This is a genomic window from Micromonospora sp. NPDC005173 (genome assembly GCF_040608515.1).
GTDB lineage: Bacteria > Actinomycetota > Actinomycetes > Mycobacteriales > Micromonosporaceae > Micromonospora.
This window is the reverse complement of the sequence record NZ_JBEXIK010000021.1, coordinates 16,242-37,240: the sequence shown is the minus strand read 5'-3', so window position 1 is coordinate 37,240 and position 20,999 is coordinate 16,242. Positions and strand designations below refer to the sequence as shown.

At 72.0% G+C, this 20,999-nt stretch carries 25 protein-coding genes; 18 read left to right on the top strand and 7 right to left on the bottom strand.

Features of this window, described 5'->3' with window-relative positions; genetic code table 11:
- The first annotated feature begins 79 nt into the window (after positions 1-79).
- The 4 genes from ABZV00_RS22545 to ABZV00_RS22530 all read left to right on the top strand — a co-directional run bounded on the left by ABZV00_RS22545 (position 80) and on the right by ABZV00_RS22530 (position 4,442).
- The gene (locus tag ABZV00_RS22545) at positions 80-1,096 is read left to right on the top strand and encodes an NAD-dependent epimerase/dehydratase family protein (protein ID WP_355609321.1); all 1,017 of its coding nucleotides are present in this window, start codon (positions 80-82) and stop codon (positions 1,094-1,096) included.
- A 75-nt stretch (positions 1,097-1,171) separates the two neighbouring features.
- Positions 1,172-2,086 carry a MurR/RpiR family transcriptional regulator gene (locus tag ABZV00_RS22540; protein ID WP_328419693.1) on the top strand — a complete coding sequence of 305 codons (915 nt, stop codon included), beginning with the start codon at positions 1,172-1,174 and terminating at the stop codon, positions 2,084-2,086.
- On the top strand, positions 2,083-3,036 hold the full coding sequence (murQ, locus tag ABZV00_RS22535) for an N-acetylmuramic acid 6-phosphate etherase (RefSeq protein ID WP_328419691.1): 954 nt from the start codon (positions 2,083-2,085) through the stop codon (positions 3,034-3,036). The genes ABZV00_RS22540 and murQ overlap by 4 nt, the downstream gene beginning before the upstream one ends.
- A 455-nt stretch (positions 3,037-3,491) precedes the next feature.
- Complete coding sequence (locus ABZV00_RS22530; RefSeq protein ID WP_328419689.1) at positions 3,492-4,442, top strand: sigma-70 family RNA polymerase sigma factor; 951 nt, start codon at positions 3,492-3,494, stop codon at positions 4,440-4,442.
- A gap of 71 nt (positions 4,443-4,513) precedes the next feature.
- On the opposite strand, the gene ABZV00_RS22525 is transcribed toward ABZV00_RS22530, so the two are convergent.
- Positions 4,514-5,491: an NlpC/P60 family protein gene (locus tag ABZV00_RS22525; protein WP_355609317.1), complete on the bottom strand. Its 978-nt coding sequence runs from the start codon at positions 5,489-5,491 to the stop codon at positions 4,514-4,516.
- Between the two features lie 539 nt (positions 5,492-6,030).
- Here ABZV00_RS22525 and ABZV00_RS22520 point away from each other — a divergent pair.
- The 3 genes from ABZV00_RS22520 to ABZV00_RS22510 all read left to right on the top strand — a co-directional run bounded on the left by ABZV00_RS22520 (position 6,031) and on the right by ABZV00_RS22510 (position 7,362).
- Positions 6,031-6,513 (top strand): DUF6232 family protein, encoded by a 483-nt coding sequence (locus ABZV00_RS22520; RefSeq protein ID WP_328419685.1) that lies wholly within the window; start codon positions 6,031-6,033, stop codon positions 6,511-6,513.
- Between the two features lie 119 nt (positions 6,514-6,632).
- Positions 6,633-7,172 (top strand): DUF3592 domain-containing protein, encoded by a 540-nt coding sequence (locus ABZV00_RS22515; protein WP_355609313.1) that lies wholly within the window; start codon positions 6,633-6,635, stop codon positions 7,170-7,172.
- 1 nt (position 7,173) lies between these two features.
- Positions 7,174-7,362 carry a hypothetical protein gene (locus ABZV00_RS22510; protein WP_355609310.1) on the top strand — a complete coding sequence of 63 codons (189 nt, stop codon included), beginning with the start codon at positions 7,174-7,176 and terminating at the stop codon, positions 7,360-7,362.
- A 37-nt stretch (positions 7,363-7,399) separates the two neighbouring features.
- Here ABZV00_RS22510 and ABZV00_RS22505 read toward each other — a convergent pair whose 3' ends face one another.
- Both ABZV00_RS22505 and ABZV00_RS22500 read right to left on the bottom strand, forming a co-directional pair.
- Positions 7,400-7,732, bottom strand: a complete 333-nt coding sequence (locus ABZV00_RS22505; RefSeq protein WP_355609307.1) for a DUF3817 domain-containing protein — start codon at positions 7,730-7,732, stop codon at positions 7,400-7,402.
- Between the two features lie 25 nt (positions 7,733-7,757).
- Complete coding sequence (locus tag ABZV00_RS22500; protein WP_328419677.1) at positions 7,758-8,180, bottom strand: hypothetical protein; 423 nt, start codon at positions 8,178-8,180, stop codon at positions 7,758-7,760.
- 131 nt (positions 8,181-8,311) lie between these two features.
- Between ABZV00_RS22500 and ABZV00_RS22495 the strand changes: the two genes are divergently transcribed.
- The 3 genes from ABZV00_RS22495 (at position 8,312) to ABZV00_RS22485 (ending at position 9,643) form a co-directional block, all read left to right on the top strand.
- Positions 8,312-8,656 carry a DUF6158 family protein gene (locus tag ABZV00_RS22495; RefSeq protein WP_355609304.1) on the top strand — a complete coding sequence of 115 codons (345 nt, stop codon included), beginning with the start codon at positions 8,312-8,314 and terminating at the stop codon, positions 8,654-8,656.
- The gene (locus ABZV00_RS22490) at positions 8,656-8,994 is read left to right on the top strand and encodes an SRPBCC family protein (protein WP_355609301.1); all 339 of its coding nucleotides are present in this window, start codon (positions 8,656-8,658) and stop codon (positions 8,992-8,994) included. Before ABZV00_RS22495 ends, ABZV00_RS22490 begins: the two co-directional genes overlap by 1 nt.
- Positions 8,995-9,103: 109 nt before the next feature.
- Entirely contained in the window at positions 9,104-9,643 is a 540-nt protein-coding gene (locus tag ABZV00_RS22485) for a DUF1360 domain-containing protein (RefSeq protein ID WP_355609299.1), read from the top strand.
- A 54-nt stretch (positions 9,644-9,697) separates the two neighbouring features.
- On the opposite strand, the gene ABZV00_RS22480 is transcribed toward ABZV00_RS22485, so the two are convergent.
- The 3 genes from ABZV00_RS22480 to ABZV00_RS22470 all read right to left on the bottom strand — a co-directional run bounded on the left by ABZV00_RS22480 (position 9,698) and on the right by ABZV00_RS22470 (position 11,569).
- Positions 9,698-9,892 carry a hypothetical protein gene (locus ABZV00_RS22480; RefSeq protein WP_328426051.1) on the bottom strand — a complete coding sequence of 65 codons (195 nt, stop codon included), beginning with the start codon at positions 9,890-9,892 and terminating at the stop codon, positions 9,698-9,700.
- Positions 9,893-9,954: 62 nt separating this feature from the next.
- Positions 9,955-10,179, bottom strand: a complete 225-nt coding sequence (locus ABZV00_RS22475; RefSeq protein WP_328419669.1) for a hypothetical protein — start codon at positions 10,177-10,179, stop codon at positions 9,955-9,957.
- Positions 10,180-10,474: 295 nt separating this feature from the next.
- Positions 10,475-11,569 carry a 3-deoxy-7-phosphoheptulonate synthase gene (locus tag ABZV00_RS22470; RefSeq protein WP_328426049.1) on the bottom strand — a complete coding sequence of 365 codons (1,095 nt, stop codon included), beginning with the start codon at positions 11,567-11,569 and terminating at the stop codon, positions 10,475-10,477.
- A gap of 273 nt (positions 11,570-11,842) precedes the next feature.
- Here ABZV00_RS22470 and ABZV00_RS22465 point away from each other — a divergent pair, with 273 nt between their 5' ends.
- The 6 genes from ABZV00_RS22465 to ABZV00_RS22440 all read left to right on the top strand — a co-directional run bounded on the left by ABZV00_RS22465 (position 11,843) and on the right by ABZV00_RS22440 (position 17,131).
- Positions 11,843-12,058: a hypothetical protein gene (locus tag ABZV00_RS22465; protein WP_328419667.1), complete on the top strand. Its 216-nt coding sequence runs from the start codon at positions 11,843-11,845 to the stop codon at positions 12,056-12,058.
- 136 nt (positions 12,059-12,194) lie between these two features.
- Positions 12,195-13,487, top strand: coding sequence for a pitrilysin family protein (locus ABZV00_RS22460; protein ID WP_355609295.1), 1,293 nt, complete (start codon positions 12,195-12,197; stop codon positions 13,485-13,487).
- Complete coding sequence (locus ABZV00_RS22455) at positions 13,484-14,827, top strand: pitrilysin family protein (RefSeq protein ID WP_355609292.1); 1,344 nt, start codon at positions 13,484-13,486, stop codon at positions 14,825-14,827. The genes ABZV00_RS22460 and ABZV00_RS22455 overlap by 4 nt, the downstream gene beginning before the upstream one ends.
- A 180-nt stretch (positions 14,828-15,007) precedes the next feature.
- Complete coding sequence (locus tag ABZV00_RS22450; protein WP_355609289.1) at positions 15,008-16,033, top strand: aspartate-semialdehyde dehydrogenase; 1,026 nt, start codon at positions 15,008-15,010, stop codon at positions 16,031-16,033.
- A 144-nt stretch (positions 16,034-16,177) separates the two neighbouring features.
- Complete coding sequence (locus ABZV00_RS22445) at positions 16,178-16,618, top strand: PPOX class F420-dependent oxidoreductase (RefSeq protein WP_355609286.1); 441 nt, start codon at positions 16,178-16,180, stop codon at positions 16,616-16,618.
- Positions 16,619-16,714: 96 nt separating this feature from the next.
- On the top strand, positions 16,715-17,131 hold the full coding sequence (locus tag ABZV00_RS22440) for a CBS domain-containing protein (protein ID WP_328419657.1): 417 nt from the start codon (positions 16,715-16,717) through the stop codon (positions 17,129-17,131).
- A 65-nt stretch (positions 17,132-17,196) separates the two neighbouring features.
- Here the strand turns inward: ABZV00_RS22440 and ABZV00_RS22435 are convergent, their stop codons facing one another.
- A complete protein-coding gene (locus tag ABZV00_RS22435; RefSeq protein ID WP_355609283.1) occupies positions 17,197-18,303 on the bottom strand; it encodes a winged helix DNA-binding domain-containing protein in 1,107 nt (368 codons plus the stop codon).
- A 214-nt stretch (positions 18,304-18,517) separates the two neighbouring features.
- On the opposite strand from ABZV00_RS22435, the gene ABZV00_RS22430 reads away from it, so the two are divergent.
- Complete coding sequence (locus ABZV00_RS22430) at positions 18,518-18,889, top strand: SCP2 sterol-binding domain-containing protein (RefSeq protein ID WP_355609452.1); 372 nt, start codon at positions 18,518-18,520, stop codon at positions 18,887-18,889.
- Positions 18,889-20,949, top strand: coding sequence for a glycogen debranching N-terminal domain-containing protein (locus tag ABZV00_RS22425; protein WP_355609280.1), 2,061 nt, complete (start codon positions 18,889-18,891; stop codon positions 20,947-20,949). Before ABZV00_RS22430 ends, ABZV00_RS22425 begins: the two co-directional genes overlap by 1 nt.
- Positions 20,950-20,999: the final 50 nt, after the last annotated feature.

Genomic DNA, 20,999 nt, shown 5'->3' with positions numbered 1-20,999 from the left:
CTGCGGGCCGGCTGCGGGAGTGCTCTGCCGAGAGCAGAGCGGCTTGGTGAACAGCCCGCTCGCAGCGCAGCATCAGCGGATGCGGATCCTCATTCTCGGTGGCACCCGGTTCCTCGGCCGGGCACTGGCCCAGTTCGCCGTCGCGCAGGGGCACGACGTGACCTGCGCCGCCCGGGGCGTCTCCGGCACTGCCCCGGCCGAGGCCCGGTTCGTGCCGGTCGACCGGGACGACCCGGACGGCCTGGCGCCGCTCGCCAGGGAGGGCTTCGACGCGGTGGTGGACGTGACCCGCCAGGTCAGTCATGCCCGGCACGCGCTGGCCGCGCTGGCCGACCAGGTCGGCCACTGGTCGTTCGTGTCGACGGTTTCGGTGTACGCCGACAACACCACCCCCGGCCAGAACGTGGCGGACGCGCCGGTGCTGGCACCCGCCCCGCCGGACGTGGACGGGCCGGTCGGCGCGGACAACCGCTGGTACGGCGAGTGCAAGGTGAGCATCGAGCGGCTGGTCCGGGAGCGGATGGGCGAGGACCGCTCGTTCATCTGCCGGGCGGGGCTGATCGTGGGGGCGGAGGACCCGAGCGACCGCTTTCCGTACTGGGTGCGGCGGCTGTCGGCCGGTGGGGAGGTGCTCGCGCCCGGACGCCCGACCGACCGCGTGCAGTTCGTGGACGTCGCCGATCTGGCGGCCTGGCTACTGCACGCCGCCGGCACCCGCCTCACCGGCACGTACGACGGCAGCGGTCCGGCGCTGTCCCGGGCTGAACTGTTGGCCGGGGTGGCCGCCGGGCTGGGCGTCGCCGATCCGCTCCTCACCTGGGTCGACCAGGATTTTCTACTGGCCCGGGACATACGCGAGTGGTCGGGGGAGCGGGCACTACCGCTGTGGGTGCGGCTGCCGGAGTGGGGCGGCCTGATGGACCGGGACGTCCGACCGGCGCTCGACGCCGGACTGGCGGTCCGGCCGCTGTCCGACACCGTTCGGGCGACCGCGACCTGGATGGCCGCACAACCAGCCGCCGTCCGGCAGGGCGGACTGGACCCGGCGGATGAGGCGGCGCTCCTGGGGGAGTGGCACGCTGTGCAGGACGGGTGATCCCGATCGACGGTACTTTTCCCATCACGGCCAGTCATGGTTGACGCTCACGCCTCATGAAAGTAAGTTTCATCCGTGGCGAAGAGTCCGAAGATTTCCGCGAGTCACGAGCCCGGTGGGCTGATCGTCCACATCAGTGGCCTGCTTCCGTCGCTGTCGCCAGCCGAACAGCGGGTGGCCCGTCTGGTCGTGTCCGACCCGGCGGCCGCCGCCCGGCGGACCATCACCGACCTCGCCACCGCGGCCGAGACATCCGAGGCGACCGTCATCCGGTTCTGCCGGTCGGTCGGCATGGACGGCTACCCGCAGCTGCGCATCCGGCTCGCCGCGGAGGCCGCGCGCCGGATCGAGCCGCCGGACGCCCGGGTGGTTGGCGGTGACATCCCGCCCGGCGCCGACCTCGCCCAGATCATCGCCACCATCGCCTTCAACGACGCACGCGCGGTGGAGGAGACTGCCGAGCAACTCGACCCGGCCGTCTGTGAGCAGGTGGTCGAGGCGATCGCCAACGCCGGCCGGATCGACATCTACGGCGCCGGGGCCAGCGGGTTCGTCGCCTCCGACTTCCAACAGAAGCTGCACCGCATCGGCCGGATCGCCTTCTACTTCCCGGACGTGCACACCGCGCTGACCTCGGCGGCCCTGCTCGGTCGCGGCGACGTGGCGATCGGCATCTCGCACACCGGCACCACCTCCGACGTGATCGAGGTGCTGGAGCAGGCCCGGACGCGGGGCGCCGCCACCGTGGCACTGACCAACTTCCCGCGCTCGCCGATCACCGACGTGGCCGACTTCGTGTTGACCACCGCCGCCCGCGAGACCACCTACCGTTCCGGCGCGACGGCCAGCCGACTGGCCCAGCTCACGGTGGTCGACTGCCTCTTCGTGGGCGTGGCCGCCCGCAACCGGTCCAAGGCGCGTAAGGCCCTCGAGGCGACGGCGGAAGCGGTCCAGTCGCACCGGGTGGGCGCCAACCGGAGGCGGGGATGACGGCCGGCGTCGAGCCCGACGAGGACACGCCAGCACGCCCCGCCCGCCCGACGGTCCGGGTGGGTGCCCCGACCGAACGGCGCAACCCGCTGAGCGTCGACCTCGACCTGATGTCGACCCGTGACGTGCTCACCGTTATCAACGAGGCCGACCGACGGGTACCGGCGGCGGTCGCCGCGGTGCTCGACGAGATCGCCGCAACGGTCGATCTGGCGGTCGCGGCGCTGCGTGGCGGCCATCGGGTGCACTACTTCGGGGCCGGCACCTCTGGCCGCCTGGGTGTGCTCGACGCGGCCGAGCTGGCACCGACCTTCAACTCGCCCCGGCACTGGTTCTGCTCCCACCTCGCCGGTGGGCCGGACGCGATGTGGCGGGCCGTGGAGGACGCCGAGGACGACGAGCGGGGCGGCGCGGTCGATGCGGCCGGGTGTGTGCACGCCGGCGACCTGGTGGTCGGTCTGGCCGCCAGCGGACGCACCCCGTACGTCCTCGGGGCGCTCGCCGCGTCCCGCGCCACGGGTGCCTCGACGGTGCTGCTCTGCGCCAATCCGGAGGCGGAGGCCGCCCGGTCGGTCGACGTGTTCATTGGGGTGGACACCGGACCGGAGGTGGTCACCGGGTCGACCCGGATGAAGGCGGGCACCGCGCAGAAGTTGGTGCTCAACACGTTCTCCACCGCCGTCATGGTGCGCCTGGGACGGGTCTACTCGAACCTCATGATCGACATGGTGGCCACCAACGCGAAACTCCGCGGGCGGATGATTTCGATCCTGGTCGAGGCCACCGGCTGCTCGGAGGAGATCTCCAGGCGGGCCCTCAACGAGGCCGACGGCGATCTGAAGACCGCGCTGGTCTCGCTGGTCTCCGGTGCCGAGGTCGCCGCCGCCCGGGCCGCTCTGGCCCGCTCTGCCGACCAGGTTCGCGGCGCGCTGGCCCTGCTCGCCTCCTAGCCCCCAAACCCCGTACCGACGGATGGGAAGCGAACGGGGCTCCGGATTGTTCATCTGGCCGGGGGGTAATACCACCTCCGTAGATGAACCGACCGGTCCACCGGTGCGTATCTGGCAGTGACCAGGATCGCAGCTCGGTGGTGACCCGGGTCGCTGTGCCCCCGCGGCGGGCGGTGTTGCCATAGTTGCGGGCGTTCGGCGATTCGTCGACCCGCCAACCCGTACGTGGTGCCCAGAGGCGCGCCACCCGGCGGGTGCTGACAGCAAACGTGGACCGTGCTCTCAGCTACTACTCAGGCATTCGTGACACTTTCGACTCTGGACATGGAATCCCTGACACGTCTCATCTGTTGTGTAGGTGTCAGCACCGGTGGGCACAGCAGAAGGTTACCGGGGAAGGGCTGACGGACGTGGGGACGGCAAGGAACCGGGCAACCGGCGCGAGCGAGGGGACCGTGGGCAACGTGGACAAGAACATCGGCATGCGCACCGACGAGGTTGCCGAGGAGCGCGACCTGGTCGGCGTCTACCTGCACGAGATCTCCCGGACGCCACTGCTGGACGCCGCCAAGGAGGTCGATCTCTCCAAGGCGATCGAGACCGGCCTCTACGCTGAGCACCTGCTCGGCGAGGACCGCGTCCCCGCCGGTGTCGACCGGGCTGACCTGGAGTGGCTGGTCGTCGAGGGGGAGCGCGCGAAGGACCTCTTCATCCGCGCCAACCTGCGACTGGTCGTGTCAATCGCCCGCCGTTACGTGCGCTCGGGCATGCCCATGCTGGATCTGATCCAGGAGGGCAACACCGGCCTCGTCCGGGCGGTCGAGAAGTTCGACTACGAGCGCGGCTACAAGTTCTCCACCTACGCCACCTGGTGGATCCGCCAGGCCATCAGCCGGGCGATCGCCCAGCAGGAGCGCACGGTCCGTCTTCCGGTGCACCTGGTCGAGGACGTCAACCGGATGCGCAACGTGGCCCGGCAGCTCACCCGTGAGCTGGGTGGCGACCCGGAGCCGGACCAGATCGCCGCCGCCCTCGGCGTCACCGTCGAGCGGGTCAACGAGCTACGCCGCTGGTCGCAGGACACCGTCTCGCTGGACACCCCGGTGGGCGACGACGGCGACACGAACCTCGGCGACCTGGTCGCCGACAGTGACGCGCCGTCGCCGGAGGACATCGTCCTCAGCGGCCTGGAGCGGCAGCGCATCGAGGGGCTGCTGAACCACCTCGACGACCGGTCGGCCGGCATCATGCGGGCCCGGTACGGGCTTGAGGACGGCCGCGAGCACTCGCTCACCGAGGTCGCGTCCCGGTTCTCCCTGTCCCGCGAACGGATCCGGCAGCTGGAGATCCAGGCCCTCGGCCGGCTCCGTGAGCTGGCCCGGGCAGAGGGGCTGCAGGCAGCCTGACCTGCCAGTAATGACGGCGAACGGCCGGCGTCCGATAGGGGGACGCCGGCCGTTCGCCGTATCCGGTCCGGCTAGCGGACCCGGCCGTAGCCCTGGATGGACATCATGTTCATGCCCCGTTTGAGCACGTTGCGGCCGGCGCTCGGTGCGTCGATCACCTGGCCGCCGCCGACGTAGAGGGCGACGTGCCCGAGCCCGCTGTAGAAGACCAGATCTCCCGGGCTTAGGTCGCCCCGACCGATGTGGGCGACCGCACCCCACTGCATCCGGGTGTTGTGCGGCAGCGACTTCCCAGCCGCCCGCCAGGCCGCCGAGGTCAGCCCGGAGCAGTCGTAGCCGTTCGGCCCGTCGGCCGCCCAGACGTACGGCTTGCCCAGCGCGCCGAAGGCGTAGCGCACCGCGACGCCGGCCGCACCGGCGACGGCGGGTACGTTCGCGGCCTCGGTGGCCGCCGCCCTGGGCGCGGGTTGCTCGGTGGCCGCCCCGTACGCCTGCCGGCGCAGCTCGTACAGGTTGGCCAGGTCCTTCTCGATCTGCTTCTTGGCCGCCGAGAGTTGGCGGGCCTGCGCGGCCTGCCGGGTCAGCGTGGCGTCCAGGCGGCTCTTCTCATCGAGCAGCCGTTGCTGGGTGGCGGTGAAGCCCGAGATGCGTTCCTGCCGTTGGCGGGTCAGTTGATCGAGCGCGCCGAGCCGGTCCAGCAGCGCCGCCGAGCCGCCGGGACGCAGCAGCGCGTCCGCGGTCCGCAGACCACCACTCTTGTACGCGGTCGTGGCCAGCTCGGCGACGTCAGTCCGGCTCTGCTCGGCCTGCTGTTCGAGCGGGCCGATGCGGGCCTGTAATCGGCCCGCTGCCGTCTTGTTGGTCTTGATCTCCTCGCGGAGCTTGTTGTATGACTCGACGACCCGCTCCAGCTCGGCCGAGGACGTCTCGATCCGGCGGGTCAGGTCAGCGGGTGACGGCTCGGCGTATGCCGCCGCCGTCGGTGCGATCAGCGCGGCCGACATGCCGACCAGCGCCACGGTACGCAGCAGGTTTCTCAGGGATGACAAGAGCGGAAGGCTCCTCTCCCACGGCCGCCGACGGGGCTGCTGATGCCCTCGGCGACACCGGCCGGGGCCACCCGGGCGGACGGCACTGGGCCGGACCGGCCCGCCCAACCTAACCCGGGACGGATGTCGCCCGCAGTTGAAGCAGGGGCGAATGTTGGCAAAGTGGCGGGAAGTAGCGCTGCGGCAGGTGGCTTTAGCGGGGCTGCTGACGCGCGACGAGTCTTCCGGCGCGATCCCTTTCTGGGTCGATTGACGGATATACGACCTTCGTCGTTCCGGGCGTATGACGCCGGATAGCAGTGCGCCATAACCGATAAAACCTGAAATGGATGCTGTTTCGCGACGATGTCCCCCGGCCGGGTGAGCTGTCGGGAGGCCGTAACTTGCCCGGTGGGCTGGCGGCGCCACAACACAATGAAGGCCGGAGCCGGGAATCCCGTCGACAGGCAACGATGCCTCACCCGCAGACCAGCCCGGCGAACCGCCCCGCGGGAGGAACCGTGAATCGTGAAGGCGCAAAGACGCGACCGTCGCGAACGGTGCCGGGCGCAAGGTCGACCCTGCTGTACGCGCGACCCGGCATCATCGTGACCGTCGACCGGTTCACCGTCGGCCGGACGAGTTACCGGGTCGCCGACCTGACCCATCTGCGCACCACCCGGGGCCCCCACGACCGGATCGCCGTCCGGGCCGTCGCGATCACCGCCGCCATGATCGGCGGTGTCGGGCTGCTGCTCGGCTTCACCGGCGGCCTGCAGCGGCTGACCGCCGGGGCGTACCTCATCCTCGGTGCGGTGTTCCTGCTGCCGGCGGCGCTGGCCCTGGTCGGCGACCGCTGGCGGCCACCGCCGTACGAGTTGTGGGGGTGGCACCGGGGTGCCGAGGTGCTGCTGTTCAGCGCCGACGACGAGCGGCAGTTCGGCCAGGTCACCCGGGCGCTGCTGCGCGCCCGGGAGGTGAACCGGTACGGCGGCTGGGTGGACCCGCTCGCTTCGGCCGACCCGTGGCGGCCCAGCCGCTGATCTGGCGCGGGCAGCGGTTACCCCCAACCGACCGCAATTCGATTGTTGATCCAGTCGAATACGCTGATCTTCGATATTGAAGGTTGCGGGCCTTGGCTGGATGGTCGACGGGGGATGTCGTGACGAAGAAGCGGCGGCCGGTTTCCGGCGCGCCATCCAGCGAGCAAGCAGCAGCCCGGCGACAGACGGCCCGCGGAGGGCTGGCCATGTTCCTGGTCGGTCTGGGCTTGGCCGTGGGTTCGCTCGGCTACCGGTGGTGGGACTCCTCCGAGGCGGACCGGCTGCGCGTCGAGGGCGTGCAGGTCCCGGCCACGCTCGCCGACCGGGCCGGTGGCAGTGCCCGAGGCAGCGGCATCGACCGGATCGAGGTCTACTACATGTACGACGGGGAGCAGCACCACGACTGGATCCCCTGCGCCAAGCTGGCAGCCTGCCGCAGCGAGCCGCCCCAGGCATTGACCATCTGGGTGGATCCGAGCGATCCGGAGCACTTCGTGGCGGAGAACGACCGGACCGACGCCTCGCTGTTCCCCCTGATGTCCTGGTCCCTCGTTCCGGTCGGCGTGCTCTTTGTCATCGCGGGCGGCCTGATGCTCGCCCTGGTGAGATCCGACAAGCGGAGCCAGACGCACCGGCCCACCGACCACAAAGGGAGATGACATGACGAAACCGGTCAAACGAGTTGGGTGGCGACCGTCCGCTGCCCGCAACCCAAAGGCGTACGCCTTGTCGGTAGCGGGTGCGGTGCTGATTCTGGTGGGACTGGTGGCGGTCGACTCGGTCCTACTGGTTGCGGTCGGTGCCGCGCTGGCCCTGGCCGGCTGGCTGCTCGCCCGCCGCGCGGCGTGAAGGTCGGAACACCCCGACCGTCAAGCCGTGCGCACCGTCATCGGGGGAGAACCGGCTCCGGGGTCTGCTCCTGCCGCGGTGCGGCCAGCCACCCGGTGACCCGGCGCTCGGCGTAGAACGAGACGAACGGCACGGTGCCGGCCAGCATCACCAGAAGCATCCGCTTCAGCGGCCACTCGGCCCGACGGCTCAGGTCGAACGCGGCCAGCAGGTAGACCATGTAGAGGAAGCCGTGCGCCTGCCCCACCGTCTCGACCACGACCGGATTGTCGAACGCGTACTTCAGCGGCATGCCGATCACGACCAGCAGGATCAGTGCCACGCCCACGATCCAGGCGATCACGCGGTACCGGGTAAGGGCTGCGCCCACCTTCGTCCGTCCTTCCGAGCCCGGCTCAGCCGGGATAGTCACCGGGTCGAGCGCCCGGGTTGGCGTTCAACCATGACAGGTAGTGGTTGTAGGCGGCCAGGTCCGAGTCGTCGACGGCCTCGCCGCCGGCCGGCACCCGGGACACCCGCACCGGTCGGCGTACCGCCGGTCGGGACCCGGCGGTGACGGTCGGCTCAGGTTCGGCGGCCGGGTCAACCGGCGGCGCGTCGGCCGCTGCGGCGGCCCGGTGGGCCAGCCGCACCTCGCGCCACCAGACGTAGACCACGAAGCCGGCGAAGATCGGCCACTCGACCGCGTACCCCCAGCTGATGCTGTTGCCGGCGGTGGCCCGGCTGATCTGCCACCAGCCCAGCCCGAGGAAGCCCACGACCAGCACGACCATGGCCACGTGACGCGCGATCCACGCCGGGGTCCAGAGCCACCTCATGGCATCGAGGGTACCGGGCACGCTGCCGCTCTCCGACACCGTGTCGTAGTTGTCGCACGGCGGGGGATGGTTTGGCATTACCCGGTGTGGGCATCCGTCTAGACGCCAGCCCAAACGAGACCAGGGGGGCGATGATGACCGGATCGGTACGCGAGGACGGCTTTCCGTCCAGCGGTAACAGGGATATGAGCCCGGAGCAGCGGGTGCCCGAGTGGGGCGGTGACCACCTCGCCGACCCGGCGGGCGACGGCCCGGATCCCGACGGCGACCTGCTCGGCGTCGACCCGACGGAGCTGACCGACGAGGATCTGATCCGCGAGATGCACAGCCTGCACCGCACCCGGCTGGACACCCTCCGACACGCGGCGGACTCCGCGCTCGCCAACCACCTGCGGCGTACGGCGGAGCTCGAAACCGAGTACCTGGCCCGGCACCCGGGCCGGGAGATCGACCCGAGCCGCCTGCGGGGCGTGTGATGCCGGCGCGTGCGGTGCGCGGCATGTCCGCGCCGCCCGAGGTGGTCTTCAACACGGCCACCGACCCCGCCCGCGCGTCGGCGTGGTTGCCGGAGCCGCTGCGCGGCGACGGCAGTCCCGCGGCGGAGATCAGTGGCGAGGAACTGCGGGCCCGCTGGGGCGACGGCGACGACGCCGACTGGTCCGCCGAGATCCGGGTGGAGCCGGCGGACTCCGGCGGCGCCCGGATCCAGCTCGACCTGGTTGACAGGTCGGGCGGGCCGGAGCCGGACCAGCTGGCCGACGAGGCGCTGAGCAACCTGATCCGCGAGGTCGCCGACAACCTCCAGGCCGGCTGAGACCTTCGCCGGCCCGAACCCGGCCGGCGCCCCGGTAGCGGGCCTGCGATCCCCGACCAGCCGCGCGGGACGGCCAAGCGCGCACCACCACGACACGCGAGGAGACCGGGTGACCCCCACTGGCCTGCGACAAAAGGTGGCGCGACTGCGCCGGGCGTACGCGCCGCACGAGCATCGCCCGCTCGGCGGCTACCTGGTGGCGATGGGCACCTATGCCGGGGTCACCGGGGCGCTCGCCGGCCTGGTGAAGGCGACCGGGCGGCCGGTGCCCGAGCGTCCCGCCCCGGCCGACGTGGTGCTGCTCTCCATCGCCACGCACAAGCTCAGCCGGCTGCTGTCCAAGGACGCGGTGACCAGCCCGCTGCGGGCGCCGTTCACCCGGTACGACCGCCCGATCGGCAGCGGCGAGGTGATGGAGCAGGTCCGCGACTCGGGCAGCTCCACCCGGCACGCCATCGGGGAGCTGCTGAGCTGCCCGTTCTGTCTGGCGGTCTGGGTCGCCACCGGGCTGACCGGGGGCCTGGTGCTCGCGCCCCGGCTGACCCGGCTGGTGGCCACCGCGCTGACCGCGATCGCCGCGTCCGATTTCCTCCAGATGGCGTACGCGACGGCGCAGCAGGCCGCCGAGGGCGGGCACGACGACGACTGACCCCAACAGAGCGCAGCGGGGGCCGGCGGTTGCCGGCCCCCGCTGTCGTACGCGTCAGCGCTGCATGCCGGACCAGCCGTGCGGCGACTCCGGCTCCCGTTCGTCCTCGTCGGCCCCGGTGATGATGTCCCGGTCCACCGCCGTCTTGTCATGTTCGTTGGCGAAGTCCGGTTCGGGCGTGGTGTCCCTGCCCTTCGGCGGTTGGGCCAGCGCCGCCACCTTCTCGTCGTGGTCCTCGTGGTGCGTCATGTCGGTGTCCCTCCAGAGGTCGTCGGCGCGCTCGGGGTCGGGGTGCGAGGTGGCGGGCGCGCTCACCCGACGGAGCCGCCCAGCAGGTCGCTGACCTCGTCCACCGCGTACTCGCCCTCGGGCAGCGAGTCGATCCGGGCCAGCAGGTCCGGCGGGAGCTCGGCGGCCACCGCCCGGCGGTAGATCTCCGCCTGGGTGACCCGTTCCTGACCCCGGTAGATGTCGTCGAGCAGGTCGTCGAGGGCCTGGGTGTCCGGCTCGCCGGCCACGGATGCGTCGTCGGTCACGCCGATCAGCTACCCGGGCCGTAATCGGTCAAACGTCGCGCCAAATGGCCCCGCGCTTGGCCGTGGCGGACATACGACAGCGCCGCCCCCGGCCGGTGGGCCGGGGGCGGCGCTGGTGTCGGTGTGCAGGTCGCCTCTCGGCGAGTGGCACTACGCGGCTCCAGCCGGACGGTATTCCGCGAAGGCTATTTAGGTGAGGCCCGGGGACACTGGACACACCGACACCCCAGTCAACGAGCGGACCCCCACCGCTGTTCCGCCCTTTCCTGTGGTCGCCGTCACAGCGACCGGCAGGTCAGGCCGGGGTCGGCAGGGTGGCCCGCCGGGCCCGGACGGCGGTGGCCAGGTGATCGAGCACCTCGGCGGTGTCGTCCCAGCCGAGGCAGGCGTCGGTGACCGAGCGGCCGTACTCCAGCTCCCGGGTCGGGTCGAGGTCCTGGCGGCCGGGCAGCAGGAACGACTCCAGCATCACGCCGGTGATCCCGCGCTGGCCGGCGGCCAGTTGGGCGGCCACATCGGCGGCGACCAGCGGTTGGTTGCGGTGGTCCTTGCCGCTGTTGGCGTGGCTGGCATCGATCACGAGCCGCTCCGGCAGCCCGGCGGCGCGGAGCAGGTCGAGCGCGCCGGCCACCGACTCCGCGTCGTAGTTGGGCCGGCCACCCCCGCCGCGCAGCACCAGATGCCCGTCGGTGTTACCCCGGGTGTGCATGATCGCCGGGGTGCCGGAGAAGTCGATGCCGGGGAAGACGTGCGGGACGCCGGCGGCGCGGATCGCGTCCACGGCGGTGCCGATGCTGCCGTCCGGGCGGTTCTTCATGCCGATCGGCATGGAGAGGCCGGAGGCGAGCTGCCGGTGCACCTGGCTCTCCACCGTGCGCGCTCCGATCGCGCCCCAAGCCACCGTGTCCGCGATGTACTGCGGGGTGATCGGGTCGAGGAACTCGCAGCCCACCGGCAGGCCGAGGCGCAGCACGTCGAGCAGCAGTGCCCGTGCCCGCCGCAGGCCGGTGTTGACGTCCCCACTGCCGTCTAGCCCCGGGTCGTTGATCAGGCCCTTCCAGCCCACCGTGGACCGCGGCTTCTCGAAGTAGACCCGCATGACGATCAGCAGGTCGTCGGCGACCCGGTCGGCGGCGACGCGGAGCCGCTGGGCGTAGTCGAGGGCGGCAACCGGGTCGTGCACCGAGCAGGGGCCGACCACCACCAGCAGGCGGTCGTCCTCGCGGTCCAGCACGCGACCCACCGCGCGTCGGCCGGTCAGCACGGCCGAGGCGAGCGGGGCGTCCAGGGGCAGCTCGTGGTGCAGCAGTGCGGGCGTGGTCAGCGGCACGACACGGTCGATCCGCTGATCGCTGACCCGATCGGTCTCCGGGGTCGTCACGGTGGGAATCCTTCCGCCGACCGTGCCCGGGGCCGGTGCCCGGGACGAGCCGGCTGCTCGTACGCAAAAGGGCAGGAACGATAGCTCCTGCCCAGCCGGCTCGGTCCGTGGTGACGTCAGATCATGGTGAAGTCACCGGCGTGCGAGCCGGCTGCCTAAACCATCGATACGAACGCGTCACGGGCCCAGCGTACCCGACCGGGCCGTGAAGCTGAGCGGGTCGTCCCAGAAGGCTGGACGATCACCGCGTGGCAGGGCCGAGGCGGGGGTAACAGGGGTGCCATGACAGAAGAGCAGAGCGATCAGGACCGGGTCGAGTCCCGGGCGCACCTCCTACCCGAGGAGGCGGCGGTTGGCAGCGACGACGCGGAGGCGCAGGCGGAGGCCATCCTCACCGAGTCGGATATTCGCGAGGCGGACCAGAACGCGGCCCCGGACACGGTGCTGGAGCACCGCACCTCGGATCAGACGGTGGTCGCCGTCGAGCCGCCGGACTGACCGACCGCCACGGCCCACGCGGACGCGACCGCGAGCACCAGGCGCGGCGCGTCCGCCCCGGGCCGCGGTGGCGCGGTCGGCTCGCCGACCCACCACGCGTCACCTTTCCGCCCGCGAGATCGGATAGCGTCGTGCCATGCCCGACAGCGGTTACCCCTGGCCCATCGAGACGTCCCGACTGGATAACGGCCTGCGCGTGGTGGTGAGCGAGGACCGCACCGCGCCGGCCGTGGCCGTCAACCTCTGGTACGACGTCGGCTCCCGGCACGAGCCCGAAGGGCAGACCGGCTTCGCCCACCTCTTCGAGCACCTGATGTTCGAGGGCTCGGTGAACGTGGCGAAGACCGAGCACATGAAGCTGATCCAGGGCTCGGGCGGCTCGCTCAACGCCACCACCAACCCGGACCGGACCAACTACTTCGAGACGGTCCCGGCCGAGCACCTGGAGCTGGCGCTCTGGTTGGAGGCCGACCGGATGGGCGGCCTGGTCCCCGCGCTCACCCAGGAAACCCTGGACAACCAGCGCGACGTGGTAAAGAACGAGCGCCGGCAGCGATACGAGAACGTCCCGTACGGTGACGCCTGGCTGCGGCTGTTGCCGCTGCTCTACCCGCCGGGGCACCCGTACCACCACTCGACGATCGGCTCGATGGCCGACCTGAACGCCGCCGACCTCGCCACCTTCCAGGCGTTCCACGAGACGCACTACGCGCCCAACAACGCGGTGCTCACCGTGGTCGGCGACGCCGCGGCCGCCGAGGTGTTCGCGCTGGCCGACAAGTACTTCGGCGCGCTGCCCGCCCGCGACGACATCCCGCTGGCCCCGGACGGCCGGAGCGTCCCGGCGACCGGGCGACCCGCCGCCGAGACGGTGACCACCGACGTGCCGGCCCCCCGGGTGTACGTGGCGCACCGCGGCTACCCGTTCGGCAGCCCGGGGTACGACGTGCTCACGGTGCTCGCCACCGTGCTCGGCAGCGGCCGGGGCAGCCGCCTCTACCAGCGGCTCGCCGATGGTGAGCGGATCGCCCAACCGGACCTGGTCGGGGCGTACGGCGTGGACCTCGCGCACGCCCCGGCGCCGCTGATCGCCACCGCCACCGCCCGCCCCGGGGTGAGCGCCGAGCGGCTGGCCGAAGGGCTGGCCGAGGTCGTCGACGAGCTGGCCACCGTGCCGGTCACTGCCGCCGAGCTGGACCGGGCCAAGGCGTTGCTGAGCACCGCGTGGTGGCGGCAGATGTCGACGGTGGACGGCCGCGCCGACACGCTCGGCCGGTACGCCACCCAGTTCGGTGACCCGGCACGGGCCGCCGACCGGCTGCCCAGCTGGCTCGCGGTGACCGCCGAGCAGATCGCCGAGGCCGCCGCCGAAGTGCTGGACGCCGCCAACCGGGTGACCCTGACCTACCTGCCCGAGGAGACCCCATGACGCTGATCGCCGTCCGTCCCGGCCCGGGTGCCGCTCGCCCGTACCGGTTCCCGCCGGTGGTCCGCCGCGCCGTGGCCGGCGGTCAGGTGGTCGCCGCTCACCTGCCCGGGCAGAACCTCGCCGTCGCGCTGCTGCTGCTCGACGCCGGCGCCGGCCGAGAGTCGACCGGCAAGGAAGGGCTGGGCGGGGTGCTGGCCAAGGCGCTGGAGGAGGGCACCGCGCAGCGGGACGCCACCGCGTTCGCGCTGGCCATCGAGGCGCTCGGCACCGAGCTGGTGACCGGGCTGGACTGGGATTCGTTCCAGGTCAGCGTCCAGGTGCCGGTGGACCGGCTGACCGCCGCGGTGCAGCTGCTCGCCGAGGCCGTCCGGACGCCCCGCGTGGACCCGGCCGATGTCAGCCGGGTCCGTGACGACGAGGCGACCGCGCTGCGGATGGACTGGGCCAACCCCGGCCCGCGCGCCGACGCCGCGCTGCGCGCGGACCTGTTCGGCGCGGAGAACCGCTGGGGGCGCCCGATGTACGGCGACCCGGAGTCGGTGGCCGGGCTGGACGTGGAGGACGTGACGGTCTTCCACTCCGAGTGGTTCCTGCGGCCGGGCACCCTGATCGTCGCCGGTGACCTGGACCGGATCGACCTGGACGCGCTGGCCGCCGCGGCGTTCGCCGGCACCGGTGGGGGCGCGGCCGATCGGGGTGGCCCGATCGACGTGCCGCTGCACAGCGGTCGGCGGATCATCCTGGTGGACCGCCCCGGCTCGGTGCAGTCCACGCTGCGGCTCGGCCACCCGTCGCCGCACCGGTCGCACCCCGACCACGTGCCGATGACGCTCGCCGGCACGGTGCTCGGCGGGGCGTTCACCTCCCGGCTCAACCACCTGATCCGCGAGGTGCGCGGCTACACGTACGGCATTCGGGGCGACTTCGCCTCGTCGCGGCGGTTCGGCCGGTTCGCGGTCAGCTCCGGCGTGCAGACCGCGGTGACCACGCCGGCCCTGGTCGAGGCGGTCGGCGAGATCACCCGTACCCAGGTCGCCGGGGTGACCGAGGACGAGCTGGCGGTGGCCCGATCCTGGCGGGCCGGGCAGCTCTCGGTCGAGTTGCAGAGCCCTCGGGCGATCGCCTCCGCGCTGACCACGCTGGTGGTCCACGACCTGCCGGACGACTACCACGCACGGCTGCGTGAGGCGCTGCTCGCCGCCGACGTGGACCAGGTCTCCGCAGCGGCGGCCACCCACCTGCACCCGGACGCGCTGACCCTGGTCGTCGAGGGCGACGCCGCCATCATCCGCGACGAGCTAACCGCCGCCAACCTCGGCGAACTGATCACCCACCCCTGATTCCGCGCTGATCATGGGGTTGACGGGGAGTTCGATCACCGAACACCCCGCCAACCCCATGATCACCGGAGCGGGCGGGGGAGGGCCGGTGGGCCGGGGGTCTGGGTTGGGTGTGATGCGGGACCCGGGGGGTGGGAAAGGGCTCCCGGTTGTGGGGGCGGGCTGGGTAGCCTCGCGGGCATGAGGATCGGCATTGTGGGGGCCACCGGCCAGGTCGGTGGCGTGATGCGGCAGGTGCTGGCGGAACGGGAGTTCCCGGCGGAGCAGGTGCGGTTGTTCGCCTCGGCGCGGTCCGCCGGGCGGACGCTGCCCTGGCGTGACGGCGAGGTGACCGTCGAGGACGCCGCGACCGCGGACTACTCCGGGCTGGACATCGTGCTCTTCTCGGCCGGTAAGGGGACGGCCCGGGAGCTGGCCCCCCGAGTCGCCGAGGCCGGTGCCGTGGTGATCGACAACTCCTCGGCGTTCCGGATGGACCCGCTGGTGCCGCTGGTGGTGGCCGAGGTCAACCCGCACGCCGTCACCGAGCGCCCCAAGGGCATCATCGCCAACCCCAACTGCACCACGATGGCCGCGATGCCGGTGCTGCGTCCGCTGCACGCCGAGGCCGGCCTGGTCGGCCTGGTCGTCTCGACGTACCAGGCGGTCTCCGGCGCCGGGCTGGCCGGCGTCGCCGAGCTGGACGAGCAGGTCCGCAAGGTCGCCGAGCACGCCGCCGCGCTCGCCTTCGACGGATCGGCCGTGGAGTTTCCCGCGCCGCGCTCGTTCGCCGAACCGATCGCCTTCAACGTGCTCCCGCTGGCCGGCTCGATCGTCGACGACGGCTCGTTCGAGACCGACGAGGAGCAGAAGCTGCGCAACGAGAGCCGCAAGATCCTGGAGATCCCCGACCTGAAGGTCTCCGGCACCTGCGTCCGGGTGCCGGTCTTCACCGGCCACTCGCTCCAGATCAACGCCCGGTTCGCCCGGTCGCTCACCCCGCAGCGTGCCCACGAACTGCTCGCCGACGCCCCGGGGGTGGCGCTGACCGACGTCCCGACGCCGTTGCAGGCAGCCGGGAAGGACCCGAGCTACGTGGGGCGGATCCGCGCGGACGAGACCGTCGAGTACGGGCTGGCCCTGTTCTGCTCCAACGACAACCTGCGTAAGGGCGCCGCGCTCAACGCGGTGCAGATCGCCGAGCTGGTCGCCGCCGAGCGTCGCTGACCGTCGGTGTCACCCGAGGCCCGCGCCGGCAACCGGCGGGGGCCTCGGGTCGTTTCAGGGGATGTCGCCGGTCGGCCATCGGGCGCGACGGGCAGCCGGTCGTGCTTGGATGGACGAAGCTGACCGTGCCACCTGGAGGAAGCCGTGCCGGACGACCGCACCCAGCAGGCGTTGACCGACCTGATCGCCGGCCGCTCGATGGGCGTGCTGGCGACGCTCAAGCGCGACGGGCGGCCACAACTGTCCACAGTGGTCTATTCGTTCGATCGGGAGGCGGGGCTGATCCGGGTCTCGGTCACCGACGGCCGCGCCAAGACCGCCAATCTCCGCCGGGACCCGCGGGCCAGCTTCCACGTCGGCAGCGAGGACGGCTGGGCCTACGCGGTGGTCGAGGGGCGCGCCGAGCTGACCGCCCCGGCCAGCGAGCCCGGCGACGAGACCGTCGAGGAGTTGGTGGCGGTCTACCGGTCGCTGCGTGGCGAACACCCGGACTGGGACGAATACCGCGAAGCCATGGTCGCCGAGCGGCGGCTGGTGCTGCGCCTGCCCGTGGAGCGGATCTACGGCGCGCCGCCCCGAGGCTGACGCTCGCCCGTCGTCCTACGGTCGGCCGGCCACCCCGCGTTACCCCGCCCCGAGCGGCGGGTAGACGGGCCGTGCCGACACCGAGAGGGGAGCACCATGACAACGGTCGGAGAGTTCATGACGACCCGGTTGGTGACGATGGACGGCAACGACACACTCATCGCAGCCGCGCAGGAGATGCGCGACAGCGCGATTGGTGATGTGGTGGTGACCGACGGCGACAGTGTGGTCGGCATCGTCACGGACCGGGACATCACGGTCCGGGGTGTCGCCGAGAACATGGACCCGGGCTCGACCCGGTTGAACCAGGTCACCACCCGAGATGTGGTGACCGTGAGCCAGTACGACGACGCGGTGGCCGCCGCAGACCTGATGCGCACCTACGCCGTACGCCGGCTGCCGGTGATCGACGACGGGCGGCTGGTCGGCCTGGTCTCGATGGGCGACCTCGCGGTCGAGCGCGAACCACAGTCGGTGCTGGCAGACATCAGCGCCGACGATCCGAACAACTGACCGTCCGCCGCAAGCGCGCCGGCTCTCCCCGCACGGGAGGGCCGGCGCTGCGCCGTTCCGGGACGTCAGGTCGACTCGACCTGGACCCGCACGTCGGTGGCGGCGCGAGCGGAGGCCACCGTCGCGGCCTCGGCGTCGACCTCCCGTCGGACCCGGGCCGACAACGCCGACCACGGGCTGACCGTCAGCTCCAGCCGCCCCTTTCCGGCCTGCCGCGCCCGCCAGGTGCCGACCACCTCGCCGTTCACCAGCAGGGCGCCGGGATTGCCGATCGCCCGCCACAGCTGCTGCTGGTGCTCCCGCTCCGGCACCAGCAGGTCACGGTCGCGGCCGGCGAGGAAGGGGTCGCCCGGCGGCAGCAGCCGCACCAGCCGTGGCGGGGCAGCGCCGGTCAACGCGTCGAGCGCGTCGGCCGGCAGCCAGGCGGCCCGGCCGTCGACCCGTACCTCGGCCAGGCCGGCCGGCCAGACCCGGCGCAGCTCCGTCGCGGTGGAGCCCAGGAAGCCGGCCGCGTCGGCGGGGGTGGCCGGGCCGAGCAGCCGCAGGTAGGTCGTGATCAGCTCGGCGGTGTGCGCCGCCTCGGCAGGTGGGCCGGGCCAGTCGGGCAGCGGGGCGAGCCGGGCGGCCCGCCCAACGACCACCAGGCGCACCCCGCCGGCGAGCCCGACCTGCTGGAACACCGCCCCGGAGATGTGCCGCGCCTGGCACGTCCGGCAGTCGTAGGTCAACTCCGCGGGCACCCGGTCGGAAACCGCCCGGCTGACTACGCCGCGTTCCAACTCGCTGGTGACCACCGCCTGGAACGCCTCGGCTGTGGCCCGGAACGCGGCCAGCCCGAGCCGGGCACCCGCGCCGATCTGCCCGGGGATCCGCCGGGTGGCGTCGGCGTCACTGAGCGGCCAGATGGCCGCGGCCAGCGTCGGCAGCTCGGCGCGCCGGTGCAGATGCGGGGCGCCCCGCATCGACCAGACCAGCTCCAGCCGGTCGTCCGGCTCGGTCGCGCCGCGCGCCGCCAGCGCCTGCCGGGCCGTGCCGTAGGGCGTGTCCTGCACGCCGAGGGCCAGCACCGCCAGGTCGCCGGGACGCCGGCCGCCGGAGCGGTCGAGCTGCTGGGCCCCGACCCGGTAGGCGAGCACCTGCCGGCGGTCGACCTCTGGCGTCTGCACCGTCATCTGCCCCTCCGTCCCGGACGTCCCGTCGCGCCCACCCCGGTGCCCGGCACGCTACCCGGCCTATCCGACACCACCCGGCGGCTCACCCGATTCGGGCGAGGTTGACCGGAGGACCGGCGGGGACCCGTGCGGGGACGTGCGAAGCCGGCCGCGCGTGCGACGCGAGCACGCCGGGTGGGATCCCGGCCCGGCCAACTGGGGAGGAGTGGACCCGATGGTGGACGCGACCACGAGGTTCTTCGAGGACCTGGACCGGCGGGGGTACGAACCCCTGCTGGCGAAGGCATCCGGGACACTGCGCATCGACCTGCAGGAGGGGGCGCAGACCAGGCACTGGCTGCTGCGGATCGACCACGGCCGGGTGGACGTGAGCCAGGAGGACCGGGAGGCCGACACGGTCCTCGGGACCAGCCCGGCGCTCTTCGAGGACATCGCCGCGGGCCGCGAGCACGGACTGGCCGCCCTGTTCCGGGGGGACATGACGGTGCTGGGTGACGCCCGGCTGGTGGTGCAGGTGGAGCGGGTCTTCCCGGGTTCCCCGGACGCCCGCGGGCCGCGCCGGCGCTTCGCGGGGGAGGTGCACTGATGGGCCAGAGCAACACGGTCCGGATCCTGGACGGCAACACGTTCGTGGTCTGCGAGGACACCGGTGACATCGAGGCGACGCCGAGCGAGCCGACCGGGCTGTTCTCCATCGACACCCGGTTTCTGTCCACCTGGGTGCTGACCGTGAACGGCGAGCGGCTCAACTCGCTCTCCTTCGACGACCTCCAGTACTTCGAGTCGCGCTTCTTCCTGGTGCCGGGGATGGCCACGCACTACATCGACGCCAAGTTGTCGATCATCAGGGAGCGTGCGGTCGGCGGGAGCTTCCGCGAGCAGCTCACCATCCTCAACCACGACGAGAAGCCGGTGGACCTGGAAATCCGAATGGACGCGGCGTCGGACTTCGCCGACCTGTTCCAGGTCAAGGACGAGATCCTGAACAAGAAGGGCGAGATCTACACCGAGGTCGAGGCGGACCGGCTGCGGTTGGGCTACCGCCGGGGCAACTTCAAACGGGAGACGGTCATCTCCTCGTCGGTGGCGGCCCGCTACGACAGCACGGGATTCGTGTACACCGTCCACCTGGAGCCCAACGAGCAGTGGGAAGCGGCGATCGACGTCCAGACCAACGCGGTCGGGCCCGGCGGCCGGGACCTGCGCTTCGGACTGCGGGTGCACGGCAACGAACGGCTCGCCCTCCAGCACGACCTGGAGAAGTGGATCGCGGACGCCCCCAAGGTCAACAGTGAGCACGGTCGGGTAGCCAGCACGTACCAGCGCAGCCTGATCGACCTGGCGGCGCTGCGCTTCTCGCCGCTGTCGCTCGGCGGCGCCACCCTGCCGGCCGCCGGCCTGCCCTGGTTCATGACGATGTTCGGCCGGGACAGCATTCTCACCTGCCTGCAGACGCTGCCGTTCACCCCGCAACTGTCGAAGACCACGCTCCGCGTCCTGGCCTCCCTGCAGGGCAGCCGGTTCGACGACTTCCGGGACGAGGACCCCGGGCGGATCCTGCACGAGATGCGCTACGGCGAGACCGCCGCGTTCGAGGAGCAGCCGCACTCGCCGTACTACGGCTCGGTGGACGCCACACCGCTGTTCGTCGTGCTGCTCGACGAGTACGAGCGGTGGACCGGTGACGTGGCGCTGGTCAAGGAGTTGGAGCAGGAGTCCCGGGCGGCGCTGCGGTGGATCGACAACTACGCCGACCTGGTCGGCAACGGCTACATCTGGTACGAGCGGCGCAACACCGACACCGGCCTGGAGAACCAGTGCTGGAAGGACTCCTGGGACTCGATCTCCTACCGGGACGGCACGCTGCCGCCGTTCCCCCGGGCCACCTGCGAGGTGCAGGGGTACGCGTACGACGCGAAGATCCGGGCGGCCCGGATGGCCCGGCTGTTCTGGGGTGACCCGGAGTTCGCCGACCAGTTGGAGCGGGAGGCGGCTGAGCTGAAGGTGCGGTTCAACCGGGACTGGTGGGTGGACGACGGCGAGTACTTCGCCCTGGCCCTGGACCCGGACGGCCGCCAGTGCGACACCCTCAGCTCCAACATCGGCCACCTGCTGTGGAGCGGGATCGTCGATCCGGAGCGGGCCGAGAAGATCGCGCAGCACCTGGTGGGGCCGCGGCTCTTCACCGGGTGGGGGGTGCGGACGCTGGCCGAGGGGGAGGTCCGGTACAACCCGATCGGCTACCACAACGGCACGATTTGGCCGTTCGACAACTCCTTCATCGCCTGGGGCCTGCGCCGGTACGGCTTCGCCGAGGAGGCCGCCGCCATCGCCAGCGGCATCCTGGACGCCGCCACCTACTTCGACGGCCGGTTGCCGGAGGCGTTCGGCGGCTACCCGCGGGAGCTGACCAAGTTCCCGGTGGAGTACCCGACGGCGTGCAGCCCGCAGGCCTGGTCGACCGGTACGCCGCTGCTGCTGCTGCGCACCATGCTCGGCCTGGAGCCGCACGAGGGGCACCTCGCGGTCGAACCACGGCTGCCGGTGGGGATGGGCCGGATCGAGGTGCTGGACATTCCGGGCCGCTGGGGTCGGGTGGACGCGTTCGCCCGGGGCCGGCTGGACCTCCACAACCTCGCCGACTGACCCGACCGGCCGGCCGAGCCGGTGAATCGGCGGCGACGCGCAGCCCGGCG